This window comes from Dactylosporangium sp. NPDC005555, from assembly GCF_040605635.1.
In the GTDB taxonomy this organism is placed as follows: Bacteria; Actinomycetota; Actinomycetes; order Mycobacteriales; family Micromonosporaceae; genus Dactylosporangium.
The window spans coordinates 37,125-49,398 of record NZ_JBEXDG010000048.1 but is presented as its reverse complement, the minus strand read 5'-3'; the positions used below and the strand labels follow the sequence as shown (position 1 = coordinate 49,398).

Annotated in this window: 11 protein-coding genes; 6 read left to right on the top strand and 5 right to left on the bottom strand. The window is 71.9% G+C overall.

Annotated features, from left to right (window positions below; all coding sequences use genetic code 11):
- The first annotated feature begins 2 nt into the window (after nucleotides 1–2).
- A complete protein-coding gene (locus ABZS58_RS37485) occupies nucleotides 3–512 on the top strand; it encodes a diadenosine tetraphosphate hydrolase (protein WP_354788153.1) in 510 nt (169 codons plus the stop codon).
- A 45-nt stretch (nucleotides 513–557) separates the two neighbouring features.
- Here the strand turns inward: ABZS58_RS37485 and ABZS58_RS37480 are convergent, their stop codons facing one another.
- Complete coding sequence (locus ABZS58_RS37480; RefSeq protein ID WP_354788151.1) at nucleotides 558–935, bottom strand: SgcJ/EcaC family oxidoreductase; 378 nt, start codon at nucleotides 933–935, stop codon at nucleotides 558–560.
- 150 nt (nucleotides 936–1,085) lie between these two features.
- Between ABZS58_RS37480 and ABZS58_RS37475 the strand changes: the two genes are divergently transcribed.
- Both ABZS58_RS37475 and ABZS58_RS37470 read left to right on the top strand, forming a co-directional pair.
- The gene (locus ABZS58_RS37475) at nucleotides 1,086–2,642 is read left to right on the top strand and encodes a diguanylate cyclase (protein WP_354788150.1); all 1,557 of its coding nucleotides are present in this window, start codon (nucleotides 1,086–1,088) and stop codon (nucleotides 2,640–2,642) included.
- Nucleotides 2,623–2,838, top strand: coding sequence for a hypothetical protein (locus ABZS58_RS37470; protein ID WP_354788149.1), 216 nt, complete (start codon nucleotides 2,623–2,625; stop codon nucleotides 2,836–2,838). Before ABZS58_RS37475 ends, ABZS58_RS37470 begins: the two co-directional genes overlap by 20 nt.
- 32 nt (nucleotides 2,839–2,870) lie before the next feature.
- On the opposite strand, the gene ABZS58_RS37465 is transcribed toward ABZS58_RS37470, so the two are convergent.
- Entirely contained in the window at nucleotides 2,871–3,581 is a 711-nt protein-coding gene (locus ABZS58_RS37465; RefSeq protein WP_354788148.1) for an HD domain-containing protein, read from the bottom strand.
- Between the two features lie 86 nt (nucleotides 3,582–3,667).
- On the opposite strand from ABZS58_RS37465, the gene ABZS58_RS37460 reads away from it, so the two are divergent.
- Both ABZS58_RS37460 and ABZS58_RS37455 read left to right on the top strand, forming a co-directional pair.
- Complete coding sequence (locus ABZS58_RS37460; RefSeq protein WP_354788222.1) at nucleotides 3,668–4,609, top strand: zinc-binding dehydrogenase; 942 nt, start codon at nucleotides 3,668–3,670, stop codon at nucleotides 4,607–4,609.
- 237 nt (nucleotides 4,610–4,846) lie between these two features.
- Nucleotides 4,847–7,093, top strand: coding sequence for an Hsp70 family protein (locus ABZS58_RS37455; protein WP_354788147.1), 2,247 nt, complete (start codon nucleotides 4,847–4,849; stop codon nucleotides 7,091–7,093).
- Nucleotides 7,094–7,309: 216 nt separating this feature from the next.
- Here ABZS58_RS37455 and ABZS58_RS37450 read toward each other — a convergent pair whose 3' ends face one another.
- The 3 genes from ABZS58_RS37450 to ABZS58_RS37440 all read right to left on the bottom strand — a co-directional run bounded on the left by ABZS58_RS37450 (nucleotide 7,310) and on the right by ABZS58_RS37440 (nucleotide 9,710).
- Nucleotides 7,310–8,212 carry a hypothetical protein gene (locus ABZS58_RS37450; protein ID WP_354788146.1) on the bottom strand — a complete coding sequence of 301 codons (903 nt, stop codon included), beginning with the start codon at nucleotides 8,210–8,212 and terminating at the stop codon, nucleotides 7,310–7,312.
- A gap of 207 nt (nucleotides 8,213–8,419) precedes the next feature.
- Complete coding sequence (locus tag ABZS58_RS37445; protein WP_354788145.1) at nucleotides 8,420–8,797, bottom strand: VOC family protein; 378 nt, start codon at nucleotides 8,795–8,797, stop codon at nucleotides 8,420–8,422.
- 4 nt (nucleotides 8,798–8,801) lie between these two features.
- Nucleotides 8,802–9,710, bottom strand: a complete 909-nt coding sequence (locus ABZS58_RS37440) for a hypothetical protein (protein WP_354788144.1) — start codon at nucleotides 9,708–9,710, stop codon at nucleotides 8,802–8,804.
- A gap of 213 nt (nucleotides 9,711–9,923) precedes the next feature.
- Between ABZS58_RS37440 and ABZS58_RS37435 the strand changes: the two genes are divergently transcribed.
- A complete protein-coding gene (locus ABZS58_RS37435) occupies nucleotides 9,924–12,113 on the top strand; it encodes a discoidin domain-containing protein (RefSeq protein ID WP_354788142.1) in 2,190 nt (729 codons plus the stop codon).
- Nucleotides 12,114–12,274: the final 161 nt, after the last annotated feature.

Below are 12,274 nucleotides of genomic sequence, written 5' to 3'. Positions count from 1 at the left end.
CCATGGACGACTGGCGCAAAGACCGTATCCGGTCGGCCCTGGAAGGCCGCAACCCGACCGTGCTGGCGCGGCTGGCGTCGGGGTTCGTGGTCATGGGCGACACCCAGTTCCTGCCGGGCTACTGTGTCCTGCTCACCGACGACCCCTCCGCGGACCGCCTCGCCGACCTGCCCCGGGGCCGGCGCCTGCAGTTCCTCGCCGACCTGGACCTCGTCGGCGAGGCGGTGCAGACCGTGTGCGAGCGCCGCGACCCGCAGTTCCGCCGGGTCAACTACATGGTGCTCGGCAACCTCGACCCGGTCCTGCACGGCCACGTCCACCCTCGCTACGAATGGGAGCCGCCGGAGCTGCAGCACGGCCCCGTCACCCACTACCCGATGGCGGAGCGGATGGCGGTGCCGCTCGGACCCGAACACGACACGCTGCGGGCCGACCTGGCCGCCGAGATCGTCCGGCTCAGCACCGAGTATGACGAGCTCGCCCGGGCGCCCGAGGACTTCCCCGGGCTGTGACCGTCGGCAGGCCCAGCCGACCGGGGCTGTGACCCGCCGGCGCCTTCAGCCGACCACCGGCGTGTTCTGGCAGGCGGTCAGCAGCCAGCGGCCGTCCTCCCGCGCCATCACGTAGACGGGGCTGCCCTCGGCGGCCCCGTCCGGCGACACCGTCGTCTGCCTGACCCGCACCGCCGCCACGTCGGGCCGGATGAAGAGCACGTCGAGCATCTCGTACGTGACCGTGGTGCCCCGCATCGCGCCCGGCAGCACCTTCCCCGTGAACGCCGCGATCTCGTCCCGGCCGGTCAACCGCTTCCCGTGCCCGGTCGTCCAGACCGCGTCGTGCCGGAACAACGCGACGAACTCGTCCACCGCCTCCCGCTGCTGCGCGTCCTGCACTTTGCCGACAACTTCCCGCAACGCTTCGATCGTCGTGTCCATGCCGCACACCTTCAGACCTCAACCGCACTGCAAGTCAACCCCCGCCGCGCCGGCGACCGACGTGCCGCGGCGTTCCGGCTCAGGTCCGCCGGACCGGATCCGATAGGAGCCCTGAGAGCTGCCTGATCCGGTGCGATCGGAGTGTCCGGGGTGACGAGATCGGCCGCAGGGAACGACTCGGCCGGCGGCCCGGTGCCGCCACGGACCCGGCGCCTGCTGATCGCGGCCTGCCTGCTCTTCGCGGCGCTGACGGCGTTCCGCCTCGCCGACCTGTTCAACACCAGGGCCGCCGGCATCTCCTTGTGCACATTGGAGGCCGTCGCCCTCGCCTACCACCTCCGCGTGGCGACCAACCGGCGGCTGCCGAGCGCGGTGCGCCGCCCGTTCCGGTTCACCAGCGCGGCGCTCGCGCTGCTCATCATCGCCGGCGTCGGGTTCTCGATCGCGTTCACCACCGGCGACAAGAGCTGGGGCCCGGCGACCGTCCTCGCCGTGGTGCCCCGCACCCTGGTCGTGCCGGTGCTGCTCATGGGGCTGCTGTCGTTCGCCACCGAACCGATGGACCGCAGGGCACGCTGGAAACTCACGATGGACGTCACCACCGTCCTCGGCGCCGGCGTGATGCTGATGTGGTACCTGGTGCTCGGCCCGGCACTGCAGAGCGGCGACCTGCTCAACCCGCTCGGGCTCGGCGCGGTGGTCTTCGCCGTCGGCGACGTCGTGCTGCTCGTCGGCGTCGGCGCGGTGCTGCTCATCGACCTCAACGGCTTCAAACAGGTCAACGACTCCTACGGGCACGAGGTCGGCGACCAGCTGCTCGTCGCGTTCGCGGACGTGCTGCGGCGGGCCTGCCGCGGCACCGACACGCCCGCCCGCCTCGGCGGGGACGAATTCGCCGTCGTCCTTCCCGGCACCCGGGACGGCACCGGCGTCGCGGAGCGGATCCTGGACGCCTGCGTGCCACGGCTCAACCTGGCCGGGCACACCCTGCAACTGCGGGCCAGCATCGGCATCGCGGTCGCCCAGCGCGGCCCGTCCGGTGCCACCGACGACCTCGACGCGAGCGAACTGCTGCACCGCGCCGATCTCGCGATGTACGCGGCCAAACGCCGCGGCACGCCGAGCTGGGTGCGCTACTCGGCCGAGGCCATGGACGCCGCACCGGCCGCGGCGCCCGCCGACGACCTGGCCGCGGCGGTGAAGGACGGGCAGCTGCGCCTGCGGTACCAGCCGATCGTCGACCCCGGCACCGGCGACCTCGTGGCCGTCGAACCGGTCGTCCAGTGGCAGCATCCGACCAGGGGGCTGCTCGGCCCGGACGACTTCGTCGCCGGCCGCGACGCCGACGTCGGCGCCTGGGTGCTGCGGGAGGCGAGCCGGCAGGTCGGCCGGTGGCAGGCGGACCTGCCCGCCGGGCGGACGCTGCACCTGAGCGTCACCCTGCCGGCGACGGAGCCGGCCCGCCCGGCACTCGCCGACGATGTGCTGCGGGAGCTCGACCGGACCGGGTTCGACCCGCGGAACCTGATCCTCGGGATCGCTCCCGCCGGCGACCCGTCCGCCGCTGCCCAGCTGGAACGGCTGCGGGCCCGCGGGGTACGCGTCGCGCCACCCGTCGCGGGGCCACTGCCCGCCGGCGACGTCGAGGCGCTGCTGCGTCGTTCCGCCACCGAGCTGCCGTCGGATCTTGCCGGGCGGCCGTCCTGAGCACGACCGCGGAACCCTGCGCGCGCTGGTCGCCGTCCGGGTCGTGGACCGGGTCGGTGACGGCCGCGACGAGCGGATCGTCACGCTGTCCTCGGGTGCCGTCACCGGAGGGTACGACACGGACTTCCGGGTGACCGGGCGCCCGGCGCGCACGTTCGCGCAGTGGGCGCACGAGCACGCCGCCGACTTCAGCTGACGACCGGCGTGTCCTGGCAGGCGGTCAGCAGGTCAGGCGGGATCGAGAATGGCGGCGAAGCGCTCCTCGGCGAGGTCGAGCTGGCGGAAGATGTGCTGCTTCACCAGGCGGGACAGCGGGGTGTCGGGGCGGGCGACGAGCTCGCGCAGGACCGGCACCAGCGGCCGGTACTTCGCGGCCGACGAGGCGACCTTCGGCCCGGTGGTGTGGATGACGCCGACCCCGTTGTCGGTGAAGTCGGAGACCTTCAGCACCCGTGCCCACGGCTCGCGTTCGAGGCTGTCGCGGACGTGCTGCCGGTACTGCGTGTGCTTGTCGACGTCCGGGTCGTAGACCGGGTTGGTGACGGCCGCGACGAGCTGCGCGGTGCGCGTACCGAAGCGGGCGGCGAGGACCGCGAGCGCCGCCTCGGCCGTGGCGCCCGGGACGCCGGCCAGCTCGTCGGGGTGGTCCTCGACGGTGTCGTGCAGGACCGCCGCGACGATCACGTCGACGTCGCTGACCTCGTAGTGGTGCATGACGCGGATCGCGACCCGCAGCAGATGGTTGACGTACGGCTCCCGCACCCGCCGGTCGTCCTTGTGCAACCGCGTGGCCAGCTCCAGCGCGTCGACGAGCCGCTGTCGTTCGGCCGGGTCGAACCGCTGGATCTCCAGCCGGTACCGCTCCCGCAGCCCGTCTTCCCCGTAGACCTCGGTGATGGCGTGCATCGGCATCGTCGCCAGATAGGCCGGATACTCCATCGTCAATTCATATCGGATCACGGCAACATCGCGGCAACGGGATCCTTGACCTCAACCGCGGTTGAGGTTGCAGGCTGATCCGCGTGATGCGAGCTGTGTGGTGGCGTGCGGTCGGTCCTCCGTCGGTGCTGGAGCTGGGGGAGGCCGACGAGCCGGTCCCCGGGCCGGACGAGGTGCTGATCCGGGTGGAGGCCGCCGGGATCACGTTCATCGAGACGCAGACCAGGGCCGGCCGGGCCCCGAGGGCGGGTGCGGTCCCGCCTGCCATTATTGGCAACGGGGTCGGCGGGACCGTGGCCGCCGTCGGGCCCGGCGGTGACCCGGAGCTGGTCGGCAGGCGGGTCGTGGCGAGCCTGAACGGCACCGGCGGGTATGCCGAGCTGGCCGTCGCCGCGGTCCGCAACGCGATCCCGATCCCGGACGGGGTGTCGACGCCGGCCGCGACGGCGCTCATCGCCGACGGGCGGACCGCGCTGGGCCTGCACGAGCTCGGCGCGCCGCAGCCCGGGGAGGCGGTGCTGGTCCTGGCCGCCGCCGGTGGGCTCGGCAGCCTCCTCGTCCAGCTCGCCCTGCACGCCGGCGCACGCGTCGTCGGGGCGGCGTCGGGAGAGCGGAAGCTCGCGCTGATCAGGGACCTCGGCGCCGAGGCCGTCGACTACACCACGCCCGGTTGGAGCAACCCGGTCAGGGGTTTCGACGTGGTGTACGACGGTGTCGGCGGCACCCCCGGCGGCGAAGCGCTCAAGGCGACCAGGCCCGGCGGCCGGTACGTCGTCCACGGCGCCGCGGGCGGCCCGCCGACGCAGACCGGCGAGGGCGTGACCGGCTTCGGCTTCCCGGAGCTGCTGCGCATCGGCCAGCGCGCACCCGAGCTGGCGGTCCGCGCCCTGCAGGCCGCCGCGGAGGGCACGCTGCGTCCGGTCATCGGCCAGACATTCCCCTTGTCCCGGGCCGCCGACGCCCACGCCGCCATCGAATCCCGCCAGACCCTCGGCAAGACGCTGCTCACTGTGGAGCAGGCGGCATGATGCCTGTGTGACGATCTGGGACGAGCTGACCTGGCTGAGCGGCCCCGATCTCGACAGTCGGACGATCATGCTCATGACCACCGACCACTGGGACCGGCTGGCCGATCGGTTCGGCACCGCCAAGTGAACCTCAGAAGGACGTGCCGGTGCGGGTGACCCTTGCGGCGCTGGGATGGGGCGTCGTGCCGGCGTACCAACCGTGAGACAAGGGGCCTGTCGGACATTTAGCCTGAAAGCGTGGGAGGCTATCAGCTGAGTGTCGACTTCGGCACCTCGAGCACCGTCGCTGTGCTCGCGGGGCCGGACGGCGAGCACCATCCGCTCGTGTTCGACGGCGAGGAGTTCCTGCCGTCCGCGGCGTGTCTGGACAACGCGCCGCACCTGCTCGTGGGCCGCGACGCGCTCGTGCTGGGTCAGACGTTCCCGGACCGGCTCGCCGCGTACCCGAAACGCTGCGTCGACAGCGGCGCCGTCGTGCTCGGCGGCGTCGAGTGCCCGGTCGGCGACCTGTACGCGGCCGTCCTCGGGCGGGTCGCCGCCGAGGCCCGGCGGGTCGCGGGTGAGCCGATGACCAGCGTGACGCTCACCCACCCGGCCTGCTGGGACCGCCGCCAGCAGGCGACGCTGACCCGCGCCGCGGCGAAGGTCGGCCTCGGCCACACGAAGCTTCTCGCCGAGCCCGTCGCGGCCGCGCTGCACGCCGTGGACTCCGGCAGTATCGATGTTCCCGGCGGTGGCTGCCTCATCGTGTACGACCTGGGCGCCGGCACCTTCGACGCCGCCGTCGTCCGCCGCTCGGGCGCGACCTTCGACGTCCTCGCGCAGCGCGAACTCCCCGATGTCGGCGGCCTGGAGCTGGACGCGGCCGTCGTCACCCACCTCGGCTCGGTCATCGCCGACGACAGCATCCGCTGGGAGCGCCTGACACTGCCGCAGACCACCGGCGACTGGCGCGCGGGCCGCCGTCTGTTCGACGAGGTCCGGGCCGCCAAGGAACTCCTCTCCGTGGCCGAGTCCACCACGGTCCAGGTGCCACTGTTCGAGGAATCGGTGCTGCTGCACCGCACCGACCTGGAGGCGATCGCCCGCCCACTCCTCGACCGCACCGTCGAGGCGACGGTCGCCACGATCGTGGAGGCGGGCGTGACGCCCGCCGACGTCGCGGGCGTGCTGCTGATCGGCGGCTCGTCGAGGATCCCCCTCGTCGCGAAGCTGTTGCGTGACCGCCTCGGCCTGGAGCCGACCCTGGTGCGCCGGCCGAAGCTCGCGGTCGCCGACGGCTGCCTGCCCGTCCGTCCCCGCGCGAACGCCCGCCGCCCCCGACAGGCCACGGCAAGCGCCCCTGCCGCGGATCCGGCCGGTGTACGGCCAGACGCAGCCCCACCCTTCCAACCCACAGCGTTCTCCGCCGCAACGGAAACCCCGCCGTCGACGGTCGCCGCCGCCGATTCCGTCGCGGCTCCGGAGCCGGCAGCCACCCCGAAAGCGGCAGCTGCCCCGCAGACGACCGGTGCCCGGCAAAAGGCAGGCACCCAGCAGACGACCGGCGCTTGGCAGACGACGGGCGCCCGGCAAGCGAACGATGCCCGGCAAGCGAACGATGCCCGGCAAGCGAACGATGCCTGGCAAACAGCGGGCGGCCCAACGGCCGCTCTGGGTCCCCAGGCGACGGCGCGTGCGGAGACCGCGGGCACTGCTCAGACTCCGAATGCCTCCCAGTCCTCGCACGCCTCCCACAACACAGCAGCCGCCCAGTACACGGGCGCCCCTCGGAACGCGGGCGGCCCGCACGCGCCGGGCAGCTCGCACCCGGCAACCGGCTCGCACCCGGCAACCGGCCCGCACCCGGCGAACGGTCCGCATCCCGCCGCCGCGCACCCGGCGAACGGTCCGCATCCGGCCACGGCGGGAACGGTGGGCGGTGCGGTGCCTCCTGGGCCATGGGCCGGGATGCCGTTCGTCGAGCCGATCGACGTCCCCATGCCGTCGCACCCGGCGTCGCTGTTGGACCGTTTCCGCCTCAGCGGGCGGCGCCGTGGCACACCGGCGGGACCCGGTGTCACCGCAGGGACCACTTCCACCGAGGGCTTCGCGGCCGAGCGGAGGGGGCGCACGGGGGCTCACGAGGCGAGACCGGCAACCAGGAGCACCAGGGCGAAGGCCGCCCGGGTCGCGAAGGTCGCCGCCGGCACGCTCACCGGGGCGGCGGTGGCCATCGCCACTGGGGTCTGGGTCGGGTTCGTGGTGGCGCCGTCGGAGTCGCTCACCACGATCCAGGTCGGCCAGTGCGTCCGCCAGGACGGTGCGCAGGCTCGCCGGGTCGACTGCGCCGAGCCCGATGCCTACACCGTCACGGCAAGGGTCTTCCCGGCCGGATCGTGCCCGGACCCGGCTCAGCCCTATGCGATGCAGGAACAGACGCAGCTGTGCCTCGCCCCCGCCGCCGGCAGACCCGCCGGGCCGGTCCGCCGCTACGGTCCCTGACCCCCGCCCTGCCGCCCCGCGGCACGCCACGACCGCGCACCGGCCCGCTTACCGGCCCGACCACCCGCGCGCGCCGAGGCGCCGGCGGAGCCGGGAGCCACTGCCGCTCGTGCACCGCCGCGAGACCGCCGGCCTCGAATCTCGATCCCCGTCATGCCCGAGACGCTACCGCCGGGGTGCGACACTTTTTCCGATGCAGCCGGGCCGAGCGGTGGGTCAGCCGCGGTGGCCGCTGAGCTCCGTGATGCGGCGCAGGAGCAGGCCTTCGCGCAGCGCCCACGGGCAGACGTCGACGTGGTCGATGTCGAGGGCCTCCATCGTCGCTGCGGCGATGACGGCGCCGGCGAGGAGCTGACGGGAGCGGCTGGCGGCGACGCCGGGCAGGGCGGCGCGCTCCTCGGGGCGCATCTCCGTCAGGCGGGGGATCCACTGGTGAAGGCTGTCGAGGGTGAGCCTGCCGTCGGCGCCGGCGACGCGGGCGAGCTGCTTGAACGTCTTCGACGTCGCGACGTTGCGGGCGCCGTCGGGCACGAGGGACGCGTGCGGCCGGACCGAGCGCAGCACATGCTTGTGCACGGCCTCGACGTCGCGGCGGCGGGCGGGGTGGCAGGGGAGCATGGTGCGGGTGATGCGGGCCGCGCCGAGCGGCAGGGAGACGGCGGTGTCGGGCAGCTCGCCGGTGCCGGCCGCGATCTCGGCGGTGGCGCCGCCGATGTCGAGCAGGAGGACCGGCCCCGCGGACCAGCCGAGCCAGCGGTGCACGGCGAGAAATGTGACGCGGGCCTCGTCCTCACCGCTGAGGGAGCGCAGCTCGATGCCGGCGGCCTCGCGGACCCGGGCGCGGATCTCCGCGACGTTGGTCGCGTCGCGGATCGTCGCCGTGGCGAGGGGGATCAGGTCGGTGACGGCGTGCCGGCGGGACGCGTCGACGGTCTCGGTGACGGCGGTCACGAGACGGTCGACCGCGTCGTCCGACAGGGCGCCGTCCGCACCGACGGAGTCGGCGAGCAGCGTGGGGGCCTTGAGCCGGAACACCGACTGCGGTGCGCCTCCCGGGCGTGCGTCCACGATGTGCAGATGTGCGGCATTGGACCCCACGTCAAGCACAGCCAGTCGCATCCGCACTCCTCCCCGCGATGATCTGCCACCCGGTGGCGTCGCGCTACCCCGACAGTCTCCCACCGAAACATCACAGGTTCGGCACCGCGAACGGTCAGATCGGCGGCACAGGACGAATGACACTAGAATTCGATCGTCCGGTGTGGACGGGTTCCGGCGCCGACCCGCCGCCGTTCACACCGGATCCCGGGCGACTGTCCATTGTGGTCAGATCGGGACGTGCCCGAGGTCGACGACGCAGAAGCGGTTGCCGTCCGGGTCGGCGAGCACCACGAAGTCAGGGTCGGCGGGGTAGCTGTCCCAGTCGACGCGTGACGCACCCAGCGACACCAGTCGATCCGTTTCCGCGTGCATCGCGGCGAGGTCGGCGACGTGCAGGTCCAGGTGGATCCGTGGGTGGTCCTGCGGTGGCGTCTCGTTGCGCTGCAGCGCGATCGGCGTGCCGGTGCCGTCGACGGGCACGAGGATCGTCGCGGCGCCGCCGAAGCCGGTCCCGTGCGTGCGGTAGCCCAGCGCCTCCTGCCAGAACCGGACGGCGCGTGGTACATCAGCGACACCCAGGACGATCGCACCGACGGTCAGCACGGGATCACTTCGGGGCCTCGAACACGAGCATGGCGTCGGCGGGCGGGTCGCCGTAGATGGAGCGGACGGTGGGCTCGTCGAAGCGGGACTCGTCGGCGACGTTGACGAAGTCGCGGATCGCGGTGCCCGAGCAGTACGTGTCGGCGAGCGGTGCGCCCCGGCCGGCGATGACGTCGGGGACGTGCACGGTGCGGAAGTCGACGCTGTAGCGGGCCAGGCCCGACGTGTTCGGGGTGGATCGGTGCAGGTGGGCGCCGGAGAACAGCAGGACCTGGCCGGGGGCGGGCAGCACGACCAGTTCGTTGGGCGGGTTGTGCGTGGAAGCGCCGGGGCGGACCTGGGCCTCCTGCTTGACGGAGGCGGCGGTGGTGAGCCGGCCGACGTTGTTGCGGTAGTAGTCGAAGTCGCCGGAGTTGTTGTCGACGGGCGCGTTGAAGCGGTCCAGGTCGAAGGACATCGCGTTGGTGTCGCGGGCCGGGAAGATCGGCAGCCACCAGTTGAGCTGCTGGTTCGGCGCTGAATACCACACGTCGCGGTGCCACGGGAAGGCGAACGCGACGCCGGTGGTCAGGTGCCCGACGGGGAACGAGGTGCGGGGCTTCGGCACGTCGAAGTGGGTCTCCTCGGCGGTGAAGCCGGCCTCCTCGATGATGTTGCGGACCAGCTTCTTGGACCGCTCGTCGTGGATGAACCGCGGCTTCCACGGGCCGAGCAGCGCGGCCATCGCGGCCGGCGCGAAGTGCTCATGGGCGTGCTCGGGGTCGTGCGGCGCGAAGAGTTCGGTCAGTTGCTGCCGGGCGTGGTCGACGAACTTCGCCACGGACGGCAGCTTCGTCATCACCAGAAGGTGACCGTCATACAGGCGTTGACGGAGCACCTCGGGCGATGCCTGCAGGTCGACGTGAACGGCCATCGCTGTTCCTCCCCGGAGACGCATTCGCAGGTCAGCGTAGGCATCCGCCATGGACCGCGACACCCGGGTCCCCATCGCGTCAGGTTTCCGACTGAAACGCCGGCCGGATGATCGAGTTTGGCAAATGGATGGCAAGCGATTGCCGCCATCGCGACGAGGTCATTACCGTCCGAGGCACATGTCCCCACCCCGCCAAATGAGGGAGATGCTCCAATGCCCCATGCCCGAAACAGGGTGACAAGAGCCCTGCTCAGCACCGTGCTCATGCTCGGCGGCACGGTCGCCGTCCTGGGCGCCACCACCGCTCCCGCGCACGCCGCCTGCGGCACGACGAACGTCGCGCTCAACAAGCCGGCCACCTCCTCGTCCAACGAGAACGGCAGCCTGACGCCCGCCAAGGCCGTCGACGGCAACGTCAACACCCGCTGGTCGAGCGCCTTCAGCGACCCGCAGTGGCTGCAGGTCGACCTCGGCGCCGCGACCGACGTCTGCCAGGTCGTCATCACCTGGCAGACGTCCTACGCCAAGGCGTTCAGCGTCGAGGTGTCGCCGACCGCCGCGGCCGGCAGCTGGACCTCGATCTACTCCACCACCACGAGCACCGGTGGCACCCAGACGCTCAACGTCAGCGGCACCGGCCGGTACCTGCGCGTGTACGGCACGCAGCGGGCGAACAACTACGGGTACTCCATCAAGGAGCTCGCCGTCTACAGCGGTGCCCCCGTCGAGCCGCCGGTGTGCACGACTCCGCCGACGTCCCAGGCGCTGCCGCCCACGTTCATCGTGTTCGACCCGTCGATGTCGGCGGCCAGCATCCAGAGCCAGGTCGACACGGTCTTCGCGTCTCAGGAGTCCAACCAGTTCGGCCTGCAGCGCTACGTGCTGGCGTTCAAGCCCGGCACGTACAGCGGCATCAACGTCAACACGGGGTTCTACACCTCGGTGATCGGCCTCGGGCGCAGCCCCGACGACGTGGTCATCAACGGTGACGTGACCGTGGACGCCGGCTGGTTCGGCGGCAACGCGACGCAGAACTTCTGGCGCTCGATCGAGAACCTGTCGATCGTGCCGAGCAACGCCAACGGCGGCGACCGGTGGGCGGTCGCCCAGGCCGCGCCGATGCGGCGGGTCCACATCCGCGGCAAGCTCAACCTGGCCCCGAACGGCTACGGCTGGGCGAGCGGCGGCTACATCGCCGACAGCAAGATCGACGGCAGCGTCGGACCGTATTCGCAGCAGCAGTGGTACACGCGGGACAGCTCCATCGGCAGCTGGGTCAACGGCGTGTGGAACATGGTGTTCTCCGGCGTGCAGGGTGCCCCGGCGAACAGCTTCCCGAGCCCGCCCTACACCGTCGTGCCCAACACGCCGGTGATCCGGGAGAAGCCTTACCTGTACCTGGACGGCAGCACCTACCGCGTGTTCGTGCCGAACCTGCGCACCAACGCGGTGGGCACCACCTGGTCCGGCGGCGCCACGCCCGGCTCGTCGATCCCGCTGTCGGACTTCTTCGTCGCCGCGCCCGGCGTCGGCGCCGGCACCATCAACGCCGCCCTCGCCTGCGGCAAGCACGTCTTCTTCTCGCCGGGTGTGTACCACCTGAACCAGACGCTCAACGTGACCAACCCCAACACCGTGATCCTGGGTGAGGGGTACCCGACGCTGATCCCGGACAACGGGGTCAACGCGATGAGCGTCGCCGACGTCGACGGCGTCAAGATCGCCGGAGTGCTCTTCGACGCCGGCACGGTCAACTCCGACGCGCTGCTCACGATCGGGCAGGCCGGGGCGTCCGCGAGCCACGCCGCCAACCCGACGACCGTGCAGGACGTGTTCTTCCGCATCGGCGGCGCAGGACCCGGCAAGGCCACCAACAGCCTGGTCGTCAACTCCAGCGACACGATCATCGACCACATCTGGGCGTGGCGCGCCGACCACGGCGCAGGCGTCGGCTGGACGGTCAACACCGCCGACACCGGGCTGATCGTCAACGGCAACAACGTCTCCGCCTACGGCCTGTTCGTCGAGCACTACCAGAAGGACGAGGTGATCTGGAACGGTCAGGGCGGCCGGACGATCTTCTTCCAGAACGAGCTGCCCTATGACCCGCCGAGCCAGGCGGCCTGGCGCACCGGCGCGCGGGGTTACGCGGCCTACAAGGTGGCGGACACGGTGACGACCCACGAGGCGTGGGGGATGGGCAGCTACTGCAACTTCACCGCGGACCCGTCGATCGTCGCCGAGCACGGCTTCGAGTCGCCGGTCACCGCGGGCGTGAAGTTCCACGACCTGCTCACCGTCTCCCTCGGCGGCAAGGGCACGATCGCGCACGTCATCAACACCACGGGCGGCCCGGCGCAGGGCACCAACACGGTTCCCGTGTATCTGGTCAGCTTCCCGTGAAAGTTTCTTGTTAACAACGTTTGACAATCGAGCTCCATCGAAGTTGAATGCTGTGAGAGCGCTCTCAGCAGGCTTGCCCGGGTCGGCCGCCACCGGCCCGGGCAGGCTCCCTGGCGGCCTCGATCAGCACCGCTGACAGGGCCCGTCCGGCATGGGAGCGC